Annotated in this window: 13 protein-coding genes and 1 pseudogene; 6 read left to right on the top strand and 8 right to left on the bottom strand. The window is 62.5% G+C overall.

The genetic code is table 11. The annotated features are described in order from the left end of the window. Nucleotides 1-197: 197 nt before the first annotated feature. From V9K84_RS23695 to V9K84_RS23685, 3 genes are all read left to right on the top strand, one after another. A complete protein-coding gene (locus tag V9K84_RS23695) occupies nt 198-608 on the top strand; it encodes a lysozyme inhibitor LprI family protein (RefSeq protein WP_088514261.1) in 411 nt (136 codons plus the stop codon). Nucleotides 609-616: 8 nt separating this feature from the next. Further along, a complete protein-coding gene (locus tag V9K84_RS23690) occupies nt 617-1,036 on the top strand; it encodes a DUF3010 family protein (protein WP_043860360.1) in 420 nt (139 codons plus the stop codon). A 130-nt stretch (nt 1,037-1,166) separates the two neighbouring features. Next, nucleotides 1,167-1,427 (top strand): hypothetical protein, encoded by a 261-nt coding sequence (locus tag V9K84_RS23685; RefSeq protein ID WP_043860361.1) that lies wholly within the window; start codon nt 1,167-1,169, stop codon nt 1,425-1,427. 164 nt (nt 1,428-1,591) lie between these two features. Here V9K84_RS23685 and V9K84_RS23680 read toward each other — a convergent pair whose 3' ends face one another. The 3 genes from V9K84_RS23680 to V9K84_RS23670 form a co-directional block, all read right to left on the bottom strand. Continuing rightward, entirely contained in the window at nt 1,592-2,527 is a 936-nt protein-coding gene (locus tag V9K84_RS23680) for a transposase (protein ID WP_088513811.1), read from the bottom strand. A gap of 244 nt (nt 2,528-2,771) precedes the next feature. Further along, the gene (locus V9K84_RS23675) at nt 2,772-3,875 is read right to left on the bottom strand and encodes a GlxA family transcriptional regulator (RefSeq protein WP_043860362.1); all 1,104 of its coding nucleotides are present in this window, start codon (nt 3,873-3,875) and stop codon (nt 2,772-2,774) included. Between the two features lie 393 nt (nt 3,876-4,268). Further along, complete coding sequence (locus tag V9K84_RS23670; RefSeq protein WP_054916697.1) at nt 4,269-5,645, bottom strand: L-serine ammonia-lyase; 1,377 nt, start codon at nt 5,643-5,645, stop codon at nt 4,269-4,271. Nucleotides 5,646-5,995: 350 nt separating this feature from the next. On the opposite strand from V9K84_RS23670, the gene V9K84_RS23665 reads away from it, so the two are divergent. The 3 genes from V9K84_RS23665 (at nt 5,996) to choV (ending at nt 9,037) form a co-directional block, all read left to right on the top strand. Continuing rightward, nucleotides 5,996-6,943 carry a choline ABC transporter substrate-binding protein gene (locus V9K84_RS23665; RefSeq protein WP_043860364.1) on the top strand — a complete coding sequence of 316 codons (948 nt, stop codon included), beginning with the start codon at nt 5,996-5,998 and terminating at the stop codon, nt 6,941-6,943. A 70-nt stretch (nt 6,944-7,013) separates the two neighbouring features. After that, complete coding sequence (gene choW, locus V9K84_RS23660; RefSeq protein WP_178075053.1) at nt 7,014-7,862, top strand: choline ABC transporter permease subunit; 849 nt, start codon at nt 7,014-7,016, stop codon at nt 7,860-7,862. Next, nucleotides 7,859-9,037, top strand: coding sequence for a choline ABC transporter ATP-binding protein (gene choV, locus V9K84_RS23655; protein WP_043860366.1), 1,179 nt, complete (start codon nt 7,859-7,861; stop codon nt 9,035-9,037). Before choW ends, choV begins: the two co-directional genes overlap by 4 nt. Nucleotides 9,038-9,104: 67 nt before the next feature. On the opposite strand, the pseudogene V9K84_RS23650 reads toward choV, so the two are convergent. From V9K84_RS23650 to V9K84_RS23630, 5 genes and pseudogenes are all read right to left on the bottom strand, one after another. Then, nucleotides 9,105-10,022: pseudogene (locus V9K84_RS23650) on the bottom strand (RHS repeat protein); the annotation flags it as partial. 78 nt (nt 10,023-10,100) lie between these two features. Then, nucleotides 10,101-10,688, bottom strand: a complete 588-nt coding sequence (locus V9K84_RS23645; RefSeq protein WP_143516602.1) for a hypothetical protein — start codon at nt 10,686-10,688, stop codon at nt 10,101-10,103. A gap of 12 nt (nt 10,689-10,700) precedes the next feature. After that, complete coding sequence (locus V9K84_RS23640) at nt 10,701-15,374, bottom strand: RHS repeat-associated core domain-containing protein (RefSeq protein ID WP_088513820.1); 4,674 nt, start codon at nt 15,372-15,374, stop codon at nt 10,701-10,703. Then, entirely contained in the window at nt 15,371-18,220 is a 2,850-nt protein-coding gene (gene tssI, locus V9K84_RS23635) for a type VI secretion system tip protein TssI/VgrG (protein ID WP_338792802.1), read from the bottom strand. The genes V9K84_RS23640 and tssI overlap by 4 nt, the downstream gene beginning before the upstream one ends. Nucleotides 18,221-18,307: 87 nt before the next feature. Then, nucleotides 18,308-18,826 carry an Hcp family type VI secretion system effector gene (locus V9K84_RS23630; RefSeq protein ID WP_043859617.1) on the bottom strand — a complete coding sequence of 173 codons (519 nt, stop codon included), beginning with the start codon at nt 18,824-18,826 and terminating at the stop codon, nt 18,308-18,310. Between the last annotated feature and the right edge of the window lie 352 nt (nt 18,827-19,178).

Below are 19,178 nucleotides of genomic sequence, written 5' to 3'. Positions count from 1 at the left end.
AGGCGCCAGGTCGCCAGGATGCAAAAACGACAGGGGAATTGCCGAAAACGTCAAGGTGCGACAAAGGGCCCGGGCGGCACCCGTCGGGAAGGTGCCGAACAGTGCCGACCATTGCCCGCTCGCCATGCTGTTCTTTGCTACGGTGCTTTGCGAGAATCGCGGATCCTTTACGCGCACCCTGGTGGGAGACTCTGTAGATGAAATCGCTGGTATGGCTTGTGCTTGCGGCTGTGGCGCTGGGCGCACAGGCCGAGGAAAGTGACGCTCCCACCCCGTGCGACAACGTCGAGACGGCCCAGCAGAACTACGCCTGCGCCGCCTACAGCCGTACGGTCGCCGAACGCGAGCTGAACGCCGCCTTCGGCGACCTGCTCGAACGCATCAAGGAACAGTATGCCGGCCAGGGTGCGAAGATCACCGAACTGAGCAACCGCCTGAACGCCGCCCAGAACCTGTGGAAGCAAGTACGCGACGCCGACTGCAAGGTCGAGACCTTCGACAGCACACCGGGCAAGGAGTACGACGCCGCACTGAACACCTGCCTGGCGCAACGCAGCGACGACCGCTCCGAATACCTGCAGTCCCTTGGCCTGCAAAACTCCGATTGAGGCACCCCATGAAAATCTGCGGCATCGAAATCAAGGGCAGCGAAGCCCTGCTGGCAGTGGCCAGCCTGGACGCCGGCCAGCCCGTGCACGTTGGCGTGGCCACCAAGAAGATCGGCCTGGAGGATGACGAGGATGCCGCCCAGGTAAAGGCATTCGCCGCACAGGTCAGAGCCTTTGTCAGCGAGCATGGCATCGGGCAACTGGCGATCAAGAAGCGCAGCAAGAAAGGCGACTTTGCCGGCGGCCCGACCACCTTCAAGATCGAGGGCGTGCTGCAGTTGCTGGACAACTGCACGGTGGAGCTGGTGTCGCCGCAGACCGTCAGCGCCCAGGCCAAGAAGCACAATCTCGAGCTGCCGGGAACGCTGAACAAGTATCAGCATGAGGCCTACAAGAGCGCCTGTGCGGCGCTGCTCAAGCGCGGCTGAGGGCGCCTGCGCACGTCACTGATCTAGCCAAAAACGACCTGTTCATAGGTATGCCGGCCATGCCCCTTGTCGCCACCGCGCAGCGCTCCCAGAATCGGGGCACCCTTCGCCTCGAACAAGGACAACCGCCATGATGCACGCCGATTTGATCGATCAGGACGACCTGCTGGGCCAACTGCGCGCCCTGGGCTTCGAGATGCCTGCCGGCGCCAGCGCCGAGCAGGCCTGCGAATGTGCGGTACGCGGCTTGAGCGCGGAACGCGCCCGGGCCCTGCGCGGCCTGGTGGAGCAGTTGTACACCGGCAGCGCGACGATCCTGCCGGCGGTGCGCCAGGCGATCGACAAGCAGTTGCTGCCGGCGCTGGCGAACCACAAAAGCCTTCACGGTTGACCCCATCGCGGGCCAAGCCCGCTCCCACAGGCGCTTCACTGCCCTTCAGAGCAGCGATGTACCGGTGGGAGCAACTGTCTTTTTGTAGGAGCCGGCTCTGCCGTCGATGGGGTGCTTAGCGCCCCTGGCCCGGCGTAGCCGGGCATCGCCAGCAAAGCTGGCTCCTACGGTTGAGCGATCTGCTCCTGCCACGGCGTACCGGCCTTGAGCATCGCATTCAAACGGACGATCAGGACTCTCATGCATGCCACTACCGCTACCTTCGCTAGCTTTCCCTGGGCCCTCATAGCGGTATAACGCTCAGTGAAGTCCTTGTTGTGCCGGATGACGACCCAGCACGCCATGTACAGCGCCCGCCTGATTCGTGTCCGCCCTCCCCAGATCGAACGTTTGCCAGAGTGTTTGCCACTATCTTCGTTAAACGGCGCGACACCCACTAGAGCCGCGATCTCCTGGCGACTCACCTGACCCAGTTCCGGTAGCAAGGCCACCAGTTTGGCGGCTGTGACCAGGCCGATACCTTTGACCTGCATGAGCTGCGCTACGCGGTCGTCATGCAGTTCCTCCGCCTGCTTGGCAATTTCTTGCTCAAGCGCTTTGATCTCGGCCTTCAAATAGTTGATATGGCGCTCCAGACTCGCCAAAACACATGCCGTTTGCGCTTGCTTCAGTCGGCGCTTGTCATCGTCACGTTGCTGGACGAAACGATCCCGCTGGATCAGCAGTTCACGTAGCAAAGCTCGCTCAGGGGTCATCGCTACGCAACGTTGAGGCGGCAGCACCTCGGCGAAATGGGCAAGCACAGCTGCATCGATAGGGTCGGTCTTGGCACGCTTGCCCATGGACTTGGCGAAATCCCGGGCGCGATTGGGGTTGATTCGGAAGGCCGGGAAACCAGCACCTTGCAGTGCCCGAAGGGCGCTGCATTCATAACCGCCGGTTGCTTCAAGCAAAATGGCTGAAACCTGGTACTCGCCAAGTTTTTCGACGAGCTGCTTAAATCCACTCAAGTCATTGGAAACATTGAAACTAATATCCTCGGGGCGGATGTGAACGGCGAGCGTGGCACTGGAAACATCGATACCGACAGAGGAAGACATGGCCAAACCCTCTTAGACTCAAGGTGTGAGAGTACTTTGGCTTGGCCCACGCTTGTGATTCGAGATTTGGCCCTCATCCAACTGTTCGGGCTCTCGCCAAAGTAGAACGGTGAATGGCAGCTTGTGCTCCCACGCGTGCTCAGGGCACCTCGGGCTATCAGCTTGCCATTCACCGCTCTCACTTCAGATTCTAACCCCTCCTCAAGACACAAGCGGGCTTGACCCGCGATGCTGTCGGCCTGGTCTACAGCCTCACACTGGCAAACGTCGACTCATTGCGCGCCTGACTCAGCGCCGACATCGGCCCGGCCAGCGGCGACAGCACCAGCGCCTGCGGCAGCGGCATCATCGCCACCTGCTGGGCCGTGTTCGAGCCTACCCGCTCATCACGCGGCGGTATCCCGAAGTACTCCCGGTAGCACTTGGAAAAGTGCGGCGTGGACACGAACCCGCACACCGATGCCACCTCGATGATCGACATCGGCGTCTGCTTGAGCAACTGCCGCGCACGAATCAGCCGCAGCTTCAGGTAGTAGCGCGACGGCGAACAATGCAGGTACTTCTGAAACAACCGCTCCAGCTGGCGCCGCGACACCGCCACGTACACCGCCAGTTCGTCCAGGTCGATCGGCTCTTCGAGGTTGGCCTCCATCAGCGCCACGATTTCCTGCAGCTTGGGCTGGTTGGTACCGAGCATGTGCTTGAGCGGCACGCGCTGGTGGTCCTGCTCGTTGCGGATACGCTCGTACACGAACATCTCCGAGATCGCCGCCGACAGCTCGCGGCCATGATCGCGGCTGATCAGGTGCAGCATCATGTCCAGCGGCGCGGTGCCGCCCGAGCTGGTGAAGCGGTTGCGGTCCAGGGTAAACAGGCGCGTGCTCATGCTCACCCGCGGGAAGGCCTCCTGCATCGCGGCCAGGCACTCCCAGTGCACGCTGCAATCGAAGCCATCGAGCAGCCCCGCACAGGCCAGCGCCCAGCTGCCGGTACACACCGCCCCCAGCCGACGCGACTGGCGGGCCTGGCTCTGCAGCCAGGTCACATGTTCACGGGTCACGGTGCGCTGGATGCCGATGCCGCCACACACGATCACGGTGTCCATCGCCGGCGCCGCATGCATCGCCGAATCAGGAGTGATCTGCAGGCCGTCGCTGGCCCACACCTGACCGCCATCCACGCTCAGTGTGCTCCAGCGATACAGCTCGCGACCCGACAACTGGTTGGCCATGCGCAGCGGCTCGACCGCGGAGGCCAGGGAGATCAGCGTGAAGTTGTCCAGCAGCAGGAAACCGATGGATTGGGGGGTGCGGTTCTGGTTTGGGGTTGCGGAGTTGTACGACGTCATCGCGATCTCTCCTCACACAATGCAGGGTGTGCCTCAGGCTCGGGCTTTTTGTCATGGCCCCGGTTCGATTGCAGGGGCTTTGCCAAACCCAACGCAAATGCCATGCCCAAACTTGAATACGCATTCAACAACACCTGAAAACGACATCGCGATGTGTCTAGTTCGCCCACGCCCGCAGGGTCGCTTTTAAACGCAAAAGGCCGGGCCAAAGCCTGTCTGTAGTCCCGTTGTGAAATTGGGTAGCACTTGTGGGAAGGATGCCCAGAAACGACAACGCGCGGTGTCACCGCGCGTGCTGGAAGGGGTGGCGTGGCCAGTGAATCGCCATCGGCCGGGGCGCGCCAAAACGCAGCGCACGCTCAAAGCGATGGGCCAAAACGGCGCAGCCACGCCTCAGCATTCGATGGCGTTCACCGCCAGCCCGCCGCGAGAGGTTTCCTTGTACTTGTCGTGCATGTCGGCGCCGGTGTCGCGCATGGTGCGGATCACCCGGTCGAGGGAGATGAAGTGCTCGCCGTCACCGCGCAAGGCCATTTGCGCGGCGTTGATCGCCTTGACCGCGGCAATCGCGTTGCGCTCGATGCACGGCACCTGCACCAGCCCGCCAACCGGATCGCAGGTCAGCCCCAGGTTGTGTTCCAGGCCGATCTCGGCGGCGTTCTCCAGTTGCGCCGGGGTGGCCCCGAGCACTTCGGCCAGGCCCGCCGCCGCCATTGCGCAGGCCGAGCCGACCTCGCCCTGGCAGCCGACTTCGGCGCCGGAGATCGACGCGTTCTTCTTGCACAGGATGCCCACCGCCGCCGCGCCCAGAAAGAAGTCCACCACGCTGGCTTCGCTGACCTCGTCGCTGAAGCGCATGTAGTAGTGCAGCACCGCCGGGATGATGCCTGCCGCGCCGTTGGTGGGGGCGGTGACCATGCGCCCGCCTGCGGCGTTTTCCTCGTTGACCGCCAGCGCATACAGGTTGACCCACTCCATGGCACTGAGGGTGGAGCCGATCACGTTGGGCTTGCCCAGTTCCTGCAGGCTGCGGTGCAGGCGTGCCGCGCGGCGGCGCACATTGAGCCCGCCCGGCAGGATGCCCTCGTGGCGCAGGCCGTTTTCGACACAGGCCTGCATGGCCCGCCACAGGGTCATGAGCCCGGCACGGATTTCAGCCTCGCTGCGCCACACCTTTTCGTTCTCCAGCATCAGTTGCGACACGCGCAGGTCGTGCTGCCGGCACAAATCCAGCAGTTCCACGGCACTGTTGAAGTCGTAGGGCAGCACGGTGGTGTCGGCGTCCAGCACACCGCTGGCCGCCTGCGCCGCGTCCACCACGAAGCCGCCGCCCACCGAGTAGTAGGTATCGCGGTGCAGCTCGCCCTGCTCGCCCTCGGCGATCAGGGTCAGGGCGTTGGGGTGGTACGGCAGGTTCTCGTCCAGCAGGCGCATGTCGCGGGCCCAGACGAAGCCGACCGGCCAGCGTCCGTCCAGCAGCAGGCTGTCGGTTTCGCGTAGCGTGGCGATGCGCGGGGCGATCTGCGCCGGGTCGATGGCGTCCGGCCATTCGCCCATCAGGCCCATGATCACCGCGTTGTCACTGCCGTGACCGATGCCGGTGGCCGACAGCGAGCCGTACAGGCGCACCTCGATACGCCGCACCCGGGCCAGCAGGTTGCGCTCGCGCAGCCCCTGCACGAACAGCGCTGCGGCGCGCATCGGGCCGACGGTGTGCGAGCTTGAAGGGCCGACACCGATCTTGAACAGGTCGAACACACTGATGGCCATGCCGCGTACCTCTGGCTGCTACGCTGAAAAGGCGGCAATCCGCCGGTTTCGCGCATCATCAGGCTTTTGTCAGCGACCACGACGTCTGCAACCGACGCGCTCTTGTCCAGCAGCGCCGCCCGTTGCCAGGGCAGGACCTGCGCCGTTTTTTTGCGGTGCACATGCGCCAGAACCGCGTTTTTCGAGGCCGACGACACTGTAAGCGACCTCATTGGCACTGGATGCGACCCTGCCTGTACTGGATACGACGCACCCGGTAGGCGTTTGATTTTCGCTGTTAGATGATCGGTACCGACTCGATTGCACGGCCCCTGTCCCGTGGGACATCCGAAAAAAACCAGGAGTCCACCATGAAAGGTTCACCCCCGCTGTTGCTGGCCGCGCTGCTGAGCCTGCCGGCGCTGGCCCAGGCCGTGGAGCCCGAGCAGTGCCACACCGTCAACTTCTCCGACGTCGGCTGGACCGACATCACCGTGACCACTGCAGTCACCAGTGCGGTGCTCCAAGCGCTTGGCTACAAGACCCGCACCACCATGATCTCGGTACCGGTGACCTACAAGTCGCTGGCCGACGGCAAGAACATGGACGTGTTCCTCGGCAACTGGATGCCGACCATGGAAAACGACATCAAGCCGTACCGCGATGCCGGCACCGTCGAAACCGTGCGTGCCAACCTGGAGAATGCCAAGTACACCCTGGCCGTGCCCCAGGCGCTGTATGACAAGGGCCTGAAGAACTTCGCCGACATCGCGAAATTCAAGAAGGAGCTGGACGGCAAGATCTACGGCATCGAGCCGGGCAACGACGGCAACCGCACCATCCAGAGCATGATCGACAAGAATGCCTTCGGCTTGAAGGACGCCGGCTTCAAGGTGGTAGAGTCGAGCGAGGCCGGCATGCTCGCGCAAGTCGACCGTGCCCAGCGCCGTGGCACCGACGTGGTGTTCCTCGGCTGGGAACCGCACCCGATGAACACGCGCTTCAAGATGAAATACCTCGAAGGCGGCGACGACTTCTTCGGCCCCGACTACGGCAAGGCCACCGTGCTCACCAACACGCGCAAGGGCTACAGCCAGGAGTGCAGCAACGTCGGCCAGTTGCTCAAGAACCTCTCTTTCACCCTGGACATGGAAAGCACCCTGATGGGCAAGGTGCTCGACGACAAGGTCAAGCCCGACGCCGCCGCCAAGGCCTGGCTCAAGCAGAACCCGCAGGTGCTCGACACCTGGCTGGCCGGCGTGACCACCGTGGATGGCAAACCGGGCCTGGAGGCGGCCAAGGCCAAGCTGACGCAGTAAGCACGCCCCGCGCCGGGGGGCGATTGCCCGGCGCGGGTTGTTTCCAATCCCTTGCAGGTGGACGCTCGCTATCATGCTGATCGATCAAAAAATACCCCTGGGCCAGCACATCGCGGCCTTCGTCGAGTGGTTGACGCAACACGGCGCCAACTACTTCGACGCCTTCGCCGAGGCGCTGGAGTTCATGATTCACGGGGTGACCGGGGCGCTGACCTGGTTCAACCCATTCGTCCTGATTGCCCTGGTGGCCCTGATCGCTCACCTGATCCAGCGCAAATGGGCGCTCACCGTATTCTGCGCGCTGTCGTTGCTGCTGATTCTCAACCTCGGCTACTGGCAGGAAACCATGGAAACCCTGGCCCAGGTGCTGTTCGCCACCTTCGTGTGCGTGGCCATCGGCGTGCCGCTGGGCATCCTGGCGGCACACAAGCCGATGTTCTACACCGCCATGCGCCCGGTACTCGACCTGATGCAGACGGTGCCCACGTTCGTGTACCTGATCCCGACCCTGACCCTGTTCGGCCTGGGCGTGGTGCCGGGGCTGATCTCGACGGTGGTGTTCGCGATTGCCGCGCCCATCCGCCTGACCTACCTGGGCATCCGCGACGTGCCGCAGGAACTGCTGGATGCCGGCAAGGCGTTCGGCTGCTCGCGGCGCCAGCTGCTCTCGCGCATCGAACTGCCGCATGCCATGCCCAGCATCGCGGCGGGGGTCACCCAGTGCATCATGCTGTCGCTGTCGATGGTGGTGATCGCCGCGCTGGTGGGCGCCGATGGTCTGGGCAAACCGGTGGTCAACGCACTCAACACCGCCGATATCGCGCTGGGCTTCGAGGCGGGGCTGGCGATCGTGCTGCTGGCGATCATGCTCGACCGTATCTGCAAGCAACCGGACGCACCGGCAAGGAGTGAAGCATGAGCATCATTCGCTTCGAAGAGGTCGACGTGATCTTCTCGCGCCACCCGCGTGAGGCGCTCAGCCTGCTGGACCAGGGCCTCACGCGTGAACAGATCCTGAAGAAGACCGGTCTGGTGGTCGGCGTCGAGAAAGCCAGCCTGGACATCAACAAGGGCGAGATCTGCGTGCTGATGGGCCTGTCGGGTTCAGGCAAGTCGAGCCTGCTGCGCTGCATCAACGGCCTGAACACGGTGAGCCGCGGCAAGCTGTTCGTCGAGCATGAAGGCGCACAGATCGACATTGCCCACTGCACCCCGGCCGAGCTGAAGATGATGCGCACCCAGCGTATCGCCATGGTGTTCCAGAAGTTCGCCCTGATGCCCTGGCTGACGGTACGCGAGAACATCAGTTTCGGCCTGGAGATGCAGGGCCGGCCCGAGAAGGAGCGGCGCAAGCTGGTGGACGAGAAGCTCGAGCTGGTGGGCCTGACCCAGTGGCGCAACAAGAAGCCCGACGAGCTGTCGGGCGGCATGCAGCAGCGCGTGGGCCTGGCCCGAGCGCTGGCGATGGACGCCGACATCCTGCTGATGGACGAACCGTTCTCGGCGCTCGACCCGCTGATCCGCCAGGGCCTGCAGGACGAGCTGCTTGAGCTGCAACGCAAGCTGGCCAAGACCATCGTGTTCGTCAGCCATGACCTGGACGAGGCCCTAAAGCTCGGCAGCCGCATCGCGATCATGAAGGACGGGCGCATCATCCAGTACAGCAAGCCCGAGGAGATCGTGCTCAACCCGGCGGACGAGTATGTGCGTACCTTTGTCGCGCATACCAACCCGCTCAACGTGCTGTGCGGGCGCAGCCTGATGCGCACGCTGGACAAGTGCAAGCGCATCAACGGTTCGGTATGCCTGGACCCGGGTGGTGATTCTTGGCTGGACCTGGCCGAGGGCAACACCATCAGGGGCGCGCGCCAGGGCGTCAACGGCATGGCCTTGCAGAACTGGGCGCCGGGCGAGGCGGTGGAGGGGCTGGAGCGAAAGCCGACGCTGGTGAATGCCAATATCGGCATGCGCGAGGCGTTGCAGATTCGGTATCAGACGGGGAACAAGCTGGTGCTGCAGGAGGGGAATCAAGTGGTGGGGATATTGGGCGACAGCGAGCTGTATCACGCGTTGTTGGGCAAGAATCTGGGGTGAAGCGGATGGCTTCTTCGCCGGCAAGGTCAGCGCATGACTTGCCAGCGAGGGGGCCGTGAGGGCAAGACGCCTGTGCCACCGGCCCAAAGGTGCCCGGTTCAAACAGGTAGTGCACCGTTCGCACGGTGTCGCCGTCGTATTGCGCCGGGCTGCTTTCCCACGCCAGGCGGTCGCCGTCCCAGCCGTACAGCGTGAAACCACACCCCAGCTCGCGCTGCTTGCGCTCATGCTCGTTGCGGTTCCACTGCGAGCCGGCCTCACGGCGTGGCTTGTAATGTGCGCTAGAGTGCTTGAACAATCGCCGGCCCAAGGCATCGTAGGCAAACTCCACCGCCAGTCGCGCATCCTCGAAATGCACCAGGCGGCCGAACAGGTCCCAGCGCAGGCGACTGTGGCGGCCGTTATGCCAACGCTAAATCTGGTTGCCTCGGTCGTCTTATTCGTAATGGGTACCGGCGTACTCACGCAGCAGGTAGTCCATCAGCTTGGCGCGCTTGGGGTCCTAGCCCAGCGGGCGGTGGGCCTGCTGCGCAGTGTCATCCAGCAGGTTGCCGGCCGGATCGAACGCAAAGGGCTCCACCCCCAATCGGCTGACGGCACTCAGCAACCGGCCAACCGGGTCGTAGCGATAAGACAAAGGCCCCCGCCGGGTGTCGTCGATATCCGTAAGTTGACCCGCCGCGTCGCAGGCTATACGTACGCTTGAGCACCGTACTTTTGTCATCGCTACGGCCCAGCAACTGTTCGTGCAACCGCCTCATCGGATCCCAGCTCTGAGTCAACAGCAGATGATTGCCCCCTGATGACGCGCCACCTCGCGGTGCAGGTCGTCACGCTGTAGCTCAAGAGGTCGTGCTCATCTAGGCGCATGCCCCAGCAAGTGACCGCTGCCGTAGGTCAGCCAGCTGACCCGGTGCCCATTGGCGCGCACTGTCGCAACCCACTGGTTTACCACGTCATACTCTTGCGTCCACATCGCCACCACCGCGATATGCAAGCTCAGGTTGTGCTGCTGTTCAGGTACCCGTTATTACGATTTTAGTTTCCGCTGATAACTGTGACTTCAAGAGGACCGTAGAAAGTCAACCAGCTTACGAAGTGCACCTATTCGAGTTTCCTTTGAAATTGCATGCAGTTTTTCAGCAGAATAGAACTCCATTGTCGCACGTACCATTCCAGTTGAAAGATCAGAGAATCTAGTCGAAAAAAAATCGCTTTCGAGCGTAACAACCCTATATGACCCCCTTTTACTCCTCCGACTAAATCTCAGTACTTTCCCTCCCTGTAAAATAACGGCCCCATCCTTTAGATCGTCATCAAAGAAATAGAACTCAAAACCATTACCCCACTTTAAGCTCCTATGGTATTTAAGAAGCGACACCAGCCTAACACCAACAGTTTCGAACCCCAAACCTAGCCTTTCATCACAAAAAAAATAATTCTTAACATTTATATCTACCCATTTACCACCATGATTTATAGAGTTCCACCTTTCGTACATATGAAAATCTGAAACAAACCCTGTTAGATCATATCCTCCCATCACAAGATCACTCACCCCCCATCCTTTGAGCCGAAAAACATCGGGAGAATCATCTAGCGCCTCACTTAAAAACAACTCGAACAACTTAAACAGATCAACCTTTAACATAATATTTCCACCCTACCTCACAACCGGATTAGTACCTGACTCATGATGTCGAGTCAAAATATCTCTAACCTGCACAAACTCGGACGACCTGTCCACATCTGGATATTTACTTATGGCGGCCTCAGACGCCTTGATCATTCGACGTGAATTTTTAGGGTCATCAAGATACTCAACAACGCATTTACATATCTTTTTCCACTGCGACGAAGATACATTCCTAGTGACTTTATCAGCCGGCTGCAGCACTATATTTTTCTGGTCTGCACTAGGCGCTAAGGTGACGTGTCCTCCTTTTCGTAATCCATCCCCGCCCACATTTACATGTACACCTCTAGCGAGGGCATCAGGGGAGGCGGTATTCGCTGAAATTTCATATCCAGCCAATCCCAGCGGATCCACCCACCCAACCGGATTCGGCGCATACACATACAGATTCAACCCACCCGCATAACTGATCGGGTCTTTGCTGACAAACCGCCCCACCCCGGGATCATAGTAGCGATGCCGGTTGTAGTGCAGGCCCGTCTCATGGTCGTGGTACTGCCCCTGGAAGCGAATCGGGTTCTTCACCCCTTGCTGCTGCGCCCATTCCGAACGCTGCTCCTTCACTTCTCCCCAGGCCTTGTACTGCGCCGACCACGCCACCTGGCCGAAGTGATCGGTCAGTTCCTGAGGCGTACCCAGGTGATCACACTGGTACCACGCCAGCGCAGCGAAGGGCTTGGCCAGCGGCACAAAGGTCCAGACCGGATCGTCATCGATGTTGTACGGCTGACTAGAGGTCGGCTGGGCAATCAACCGAATCCCTTCATGCCGAACCGCCTGCGCCACCGGCACGAAGCTGCCCGGCTCGAACAGGTAGTGCACCGTGCGCCCGGTGTCACCCTCGTACTGCGCCGGGCTGCTCTCCCACGCCAGATTGTCGCCGTCCCAGCCGTACAGCGTGAAACCACACCCCAGCTCGCGCTGCTTGCGCTCATGCTCGTTGCGGTTCCACTGCGAGCCGGCTTCGCGGCGCGCTTTGTAGTGCGCGCTGGAGTGCTTGAACAGGCGCCGGCCCAGTGCATCGTAGGCAAACTCCACCGCCAGTCGCGCATCCTCGAAGTGCACCAGGCGATCGAACAGGTCCCAGCGCAGGCGACTGTGGCGGCCGTTATGCCAGCGCTGAATCTGGTTGCCACGCTCGTCGTACGCGTAATGCGTACCGGCGTACTCACGCAGCAGGTTGTCCAGCAACTTGCTGCGTTTGGGGTCCTGGTCCAGCGGGCGGTGCGCCTGCTGCACGCTGTCGTCGCGCAGGTTGCCTGCGGGGTCGAATGCAAAGGTCTCCACACCGAGGCGGCTGGCAGCCTGCAACAGCCGCCCCACCGGATCGTAACGATAGGCCAGCGGCCCGCGCCGGGTATCGTCGATGTCGGTCAGTTGCCCGGCCGCGTCATACACATACGCACGCTTGAGCAGCGTGCTGTTGTCATCGCTACGGCCCAGCAATTGCTCCTGCAGACGCCCCATCGGATTCCAGCGCTGGGTCTGCAGCAAGTGATTGCCTTGATGACGCGCCACCTCACGGTGCAGGTCGTCACGTTCATAACTCAACAGGTCATGGTCATCCAGGCGCAAGCCGAGCAAATGACCACTGCCGTAGGTCAGCCAACTGACCCGATGCCCGTCCGGGCGCAACGTCGCCACACGCTGGTTGAGCACGTCGTACTCGTGCTTCCACACTGCAACCACCGGGGCCTGCAACCCGAGGTAATGCTGGTGCTCGCGCACCAGGTTGCCGGCCGGATCATGGAACCACTGCACACGGCTTTGATCGTTGCTGGCCATGATCAGCTGGCCGTTGCCGTCGTAGGCGAACGTCTCTCGCTGGCTCAGGTTGCTCTGGCTACTGAGGCTGGCGCTGCGCTCGGTAAGCCGGCCCATCGCATCGAAACGCAGGCTGATGCTGCGCTCGCCATCAAGGGTGCTGTGCAAGCGGCCGGTAGACGCCTCGTAGGTGTAGCGCGTGGCGCGCCCGTCAAACCCTCGCTCTTCCAGCAACCGGCCCATGGGGTCGTAGTGAAAGTGCGCGCGGCGTTCGTTTTCGTTCTCCAGGGCCACCAGCCGCCCCACCGGATCCCAACGGTAGTGCAGGGTCTGTTGCGCTGCATCGACCCGCTCGCTGATCAGGCCGGCGGCGTTGTAGCGCCAGGTGGTACACCGGTCCAGGGCGTCGAGGTGAGCGAGCAGACGCCCCTCGGCATCGCGCTCGAAGCGCTCCTCGGTGTTGTCCGGGTGCGTGACCAGCGACAGCTGTCCCGCCTTGTAGGCGTACTGGGTCGTGTGCCCGGCCGCGTCGGTGAACTGCACCAGGTTGCCGTAGTCGTCGTACGCCCATGCACTGAGCTTGCCCGAGCAGTCGGTGTACTTCAGCAACTGGCCGGCGGCGTTGTACTCCATGGCCTTTTCATTGCCGTTGGCATCCTTGATCGCGCTTACCAGGCCGCTTGGGGTGTAGGCGTACTCGGTCTTGTTGCCCAGCGGATCGGTCGCTTCGAGCAGGTGGCCGCGCTCGTTGTAGTCGCGCAGCCACAGGCCGCCTTCGGCATCGCGGATCTTGATCAGCTGGCTCTGGTCGTCATAGGCGTAATGCACTGTCGTGTGGTCGGCACGAATGTGCTGCAGCAGGTCGCCACAGTCGCTATAGGTGTAGCGATCCTGACTGCCATCGGTGTGCACGTGCCGGATGACGTTCTTGGCCTGGTCGCGAAAGAACCATTCGCTACGATCATCCGGATGGCGGATGCGGTAGGTGTAGCCCAGCAGGTCGTAGTAGTGCCAGGTCTCATGCCCCAGCGCATCGGTGACATAGGTGAGCCGGATGTTCTCATCCCACTCCAGCCGCGTGTCGGAGCTGCCGTCGTCTGCCCATTCACGTACTGCCCTGGCATCCGCGCCACTGCCTTGCCATTGCAGGTTCATGCCGCGCCCGGTGCGGTCGGTGTAGCGCGTTATCAGGTGATGCTGGTACTGGTAGTTCCAGGCCGCGCCATGTTCGTCCTGCGCATGGCACAGGTCGCCGGCCGCATCGTAGTGGTAGGCGCACAGCTGTCGCAGCACCTGCCCGTCGCGGATCTCCCACAAGCCGGTCAAACGGCCGTGCTCGTCGATCAGGGTGCCCAGGTGCAGGTGGACGTCGGTCAGTTCGTCCTGGTAGGTGATCACATCCGACAGCACCGGCAGGTCGTTGTGGCGGTGCTCATGGTGCAGCATGACGCCCGCGCCGTTGCGCAGCACCACCTGCTTGAGCACAAAGCGCTGACCGTGGCGCACATACGTTTCCTTGCGGTCGTAGCCCCGGCACAACAACAGCTGATGCTCGCCAGTACGAATCAGCGTGAAATTCTCGACCGCGTCGTAATGAAAACCACTGACCTTGGGTATCGGGTAGGCGTGGCTGCGCCCATCCGCGTCATGAAACACCAGACCGTCATCGACACAATCGAACCGCGTGGTGAACTCGGTGATCCAGCGCGCGCCCATCACATCTTCGTCATAGGCTTCCAGTGCCGAGCAGTAGGTACGAGTCCACTCCAACGCAAACGGCCCTGGCAGGCTGAAGTCGGTGTGCTGCAGCGACTCTGCGCCCGTGGCAAAGCTGATGCTCTTGCAAGTGCCGGGACAGCTGCCGTTTTTCTGCGGCTTGGGCCGACGCCGGCCGCGCATCTGGCGGCGTACCACCTCCAGTGCGCCCATCCCAGCTATCAACGTCACGGTACTGACCGCCTCGGGTTTGACGTTGCCAGCCACACTGTTGTTGTGAACCCACCATTCATCCGCCGCATCCGCCATGGCCATGCGCAGGGATTCGAGGGAGTTGGGGTCGTTCGGGTCGGCAAGTTTCTTCAGTTGCTGGCGCACCCGGGGGCCCATGTCCCGTAGCGTTCTGATGTACGGCGCTACCAGTGCCTTGGCCTTGTCGGGCACAAACTGCTTGGCGACCGCATTGGCCAGGCCTTTGGCCCCGGCCTTGTAGCTGCTCGCCACTGCGCTGAGGAAGTTGGCGACGGTGGACTCGGGGTCGTGCCACCACGTGCTCAACTCCAACTCGGCGCTGTCCAACTCACCCTGGGCATCGAACGTGCCATTAACCATTGCGTCGAGGCCGCTGGCCAGGTCGTTGAGCATCCCTTCGCAGAACGTGCCGCAATCCTCCAACAGCGTGGGCAGCATACCCTCGGTCTGGTCGAGGAAATTGTCGATGGTGCCGACGATCGAGGCGTTCAAATGCCCGACAGCCACTGCGATCAGTGCGTCGCCCAGTGTTTTCTTGCCGTGCTGACGCGCCAGCGCCAGCATCGGGCGCAGGGTCATGCGTGCGGCTGCCATATTGGGTGGGGCGGGAATCACGCCGATAAGGTTGATCCCAAGGCTGACCCAGACCAGCGGGTCCACCTCGACGCTTTCGCTCAAGGTGACGATGTCACTGAGCGTATCGACCAGCGCCATGATGTTGCCGATCACCGGCACACAACCGGCAAAATGCTGCAGCCGCTCAAGGGTGATCATGTCGTCGCTGATTGCGCGCAGCCAATCATCGATATGCGCCGCCGCCAGGCCCATGTCTTCAAGGGCCACCTGGTCCAGTGGGACGATGGCTACCTGAGGTTCACGATGGTTTGCAGCCGTACTTTCAGTGGTCATGACAGCATCTCGCCCATCAGCAACGCCGGGGTTTCAAAAGAAGAGGTAGAGGACAACGTCGCGGGCAGACCTGGCAGGTCACTCGCCCTTTTCGCGGTACCCAACAGCTCGACGGCAGAGGGTGCGGCCGCCATCAGCAACTGCGGCACGCCCTTGCTCGCGGCCTGTACGGTGGTCTGCACCTGTTGCACGGCCTGCACGCCGCCTTTCACGGCATGCATCGCCCCCATTGCAGCACTCGCCAGCGTCTTGGCTTGCGCCGCGACATTTTCGCCACCCGGCACAATGGGCTTGGCCGATGTGGCGAAGTAGCTGCCAACACTCCAGGTGTCCGCAGGGTCACGTCCGAATCGCACACTGACGGGCCCCGACGCAGCGCCGGCCACACTCATGAAGCCCTTGGCATCAAGTGCACCCGGGAGGCGGGTGCCCATCGCGTCGACTACCTCGAAGTCGCCTTCCTTGACGCCTTCAAGGGTGGCGTACTTATTGAACAACTCCAGGTTTCCCTTACCCGGCTTGGGCGGCTCGGGGAAGGTCCCGGCCAGGCTCTTGGGCCCCACATGGGCGAAGTTCGCCGCGTGCGCGGTGTATGGCCCGGTAGTTACGTGAGTGATGCCACTGGCGTTGTAGGTGGTGGCACTGCCGCCGCCTTGGAGTACCAGTTCGGTCTTGGCCGTGAGGGTGATGCGGTCGGCATTGGCGGTGATGTCGAGCTTGGCCAGCAGGTTGATGTTGTCTTTCAGCGCTTTGATATCGATGTCACCCGACGCCGCCACCAACCGCCAGCCCATGTTCTGCACAAACAACCGCATGCCCTGGCTGGCACTGGCCAGCAGCCGCTTGCCGATCGACAGGCTCGTATGCCCGGTGCTGCTCAACGCCAGGTGTTCACCGGTCGCGACATGCGTCGAGCGCGGCGTGGTCAGGGCGATGCCCGCCGGGCTGGCCAGCACCAGGTGCGGTTCGCTGAACTCGGGAAACTCGTTGGCGCTCTGGTTGGTCGGGCCGCTGCCGACAATGCCCTGGTGCTGGGCATGCAGGGCCTTGGCCACCTCGTCCTGATCGCCCGAATCCTGCGCCTGCACCTCGCGCGCCTGCTGGCCGAAGCCGTCCTGCTGTTCGCTGGCGGTGGCCAGGCGTTCGGCGGTCTCGGGCAGGTCCTTGTGGTGCTTGGCTTCGTGATGCCGGGGCTCGGTGGTCAGCAGCAGGCCCGCCGCCGCACGCACGGCGCCATGCCGGTCGGTGCGCAGCTCGAAACCCTCGCCCCGCGGCTGGCCGCCCGAGGGGCGCGGGTGGGTCAGGTAGCCCAGGTTGATCGCGCTGGCGCCGTGGTCGCTGCGCAACGCGATGCTGATCTCGCTGGTGGTGTCGTCGATGCGCAGCTCGTTGCTGCGGCTGCCCTTGTATTCCTTGCTCTTGACCGTGGCCAGGGTCTTGAAGTCGGGCAGCCGGTACGGCGGCAGGTTGGCGCCGTGGTACAGGCAACCGGTGATCAGCGGCTGGTCGGGGTCGCCTTCCAGAAAGGTGATCAGCACCTCCATGCCCACACGCGGCAGCGAGATGGCGCCGAAGCTGCTCTGGCTGGCCCAGCTGGAGGCCACGCGCATCCAGCAGGTGGTCTTGTCGTCCGACTGGCCTTCGCGATCCCAGAAGAACTGCACCTTGACCCGGCCGTACTCGTCGCAATAGATCTCCTCGCCTTCGGGGCCGGTCACTACCGCACGTTGCGCACCCAGCACTTTGGGCTTGGGATGCCTCAGCGGCGGACGGTACGGCACGTCCCACGGCGTGGCGCAGAAGCGGTTGCGATAGCCCTGGTGGAAGTCGTCCTTGAGGTCGGTGACGTCGCTGCTGATCACCTCCTCGAGCACCTGCGGCTGCTTGCCTTCGTGGATGATTTCGGTGAGCAGCCACAGGTCGTTCCACGCCGGGTTGGCATGCTCGGTCAGGCTCAGAAAATGCCCGCTGACCAGGCTCGGCTGGTCGCTGCGGCCCTCGGCCAGGCGGTAGTCGCTGCGGTGGCGCTCCAGGGCGCGGGTGGCCAGGTGCTTGCCGCGCGCGCGGTCGCTGAAGCGCGCCGGGTAGTCGTAGTCTTCCAGGTCCGGCGCGGCGCCGCTGTCGGCGTCGCTTTCAAGCTGGATGCGCGGTTTGGTGAAGTCGTAGTCGCGCCGCGTGGTGCGGCTGGTGCGCGTGGCCAGGCGCAGGCCGAAGCGCTTGATCACCGGCACGTCGGCCACCAGCCCGGTGTCCTGCTGGTAGGCCACCGGGGCCAGCGTGGGGAATACGGTCTGGTCGTCGCCGAACACCAGCGCATGGCCCTGCGGGCTGTGCTGGAAGTGGTAGTGGATGCCCTCCTCCTCGCACAGGCGCTGGATGAAGTGCAGGTCGGACTCGTCGTACTGCACGCAGTACACCCGCTCGGGGTACACCGCGCCCAGCACGAAGCGGTGGTCGCTGGCGAGGATGCCGTGCTCCTCGAGCACCTGGGCGATGATCTGCGGCACCGTCTTGTGCTGGAAGATGCGCTGGTTGATGCGGTGTGCCAGGTAGGCCAGCTGCGGGCGCAGCACCAGCCGGTAGCGCGACAGGCGCCGCCCGGCTTCGCCCTGCGCGGCGCTGTAGACCAGCCCGTGAATGCCGCTTCCGCTGGGCGACAGCTGCAGGAAGGCGAGCGTGTGCAGGAGGGATTCGAGGTTCAGCGACGCCCGTTCACTGACCAGCTCCAGTTCGAATTCGAACGGCTGGCTGAGCGCTTCGCGCCCGCTGAACGACAGCACCTGAAAGTCGCTGTCGACCCCGTCCAGGGTCAGGGTGAAATGGGGCTGGTTGGCCGCTGAGAACATCCGATGTTCCTCCCGCTGCAAAAACTGGGGTGACAGGCTGCCCCGGCCGGCCATGCTGGCTGGCCGGGGCAGTGAACTAACGCAGGCTTAGCCGGCGACCGGGGTACGCCAGTCGTCCGAGCCGGAGGTACCGGACACTTCGTGGGTCCAGGTGATCTTGCGGTAGGTGAAGTGCACGTCTTCGAGGTGGGTGAAGTGCGCGTTGGCCGGGTCCTGGCAGTTGTGCATGTAGTCCTTGATGTCGACGATGATCGCGTCTTCGAGCTTGGTGGTGAAATAGTGCTCCTGGGTGCCGGCCGCCGAGGTGCGGTACCAGTGGATGACGATTTCGGTCAGGCGCTCGCCGGAGGTCAGCGCGGCCAGCAGCAGGGGCGACGCCTTGTCGAAGACCTTGGTGATGACCACCGGCTTGTGCACGCGCTGGCCGGTCGGCTGACCGGACTGCGGGTCGCGTGGGATGATCACTTCGTGGTTGAAGCCCTGGACCATGACCTGGTCTTCGTGGCCTTCCTGGTAGGTGTTGCCGACCGAATCGGCGGTGAAGGCACCGGCGGTGATCAGGCCTTGTTTGGTGCCGGTGACGGACATGTAGGCAGGTGTTGCCATGGGGGTTTGCTCCTTGCAAAAAGTGAAGCCGAACAGGCGAAAAATGCCGTGCGACTGCAAGGAAACAGTTCAAGACCCGTGCCAACTGAATTTAGTTGTTGTTAATCAGTAGCTTGTGTTTTTGCTGTACGTTTTTTGAGCACTTTTACGCGAGAAAACCCGAAAAAGTGCGCAACTTCTTGCGCAGTACTGTGCAAGAAGTTGCGCAGTTGGCTGCAGGCAACGTTGATTATGGCCTGCAGCAATGTATGCACAGGGTTATCCACATTTGAGTGCGCAAGAAGTTGCGCAGTTGTTAAAAGTCGAGAATCGACTTTTTCGTGCTTCCTTGGTCGCCAGCCAGCAAACCTTT

This window comes from Pseudomonas sp. AE27 (genome assembly GCF_037113495.1).
Classification (GTDB): Bacteria; Pseudomonadota; Gammaproteobacteria; order Pseudomonadales; family Pseudomonadaceae; genus Aquipseudomonas; species Aquipseudomonas palmensis.
Note: the sequence above shows the minus strand (reverse complement) of the source record. Positions and strands in the feature narration are given on the sequence as shown.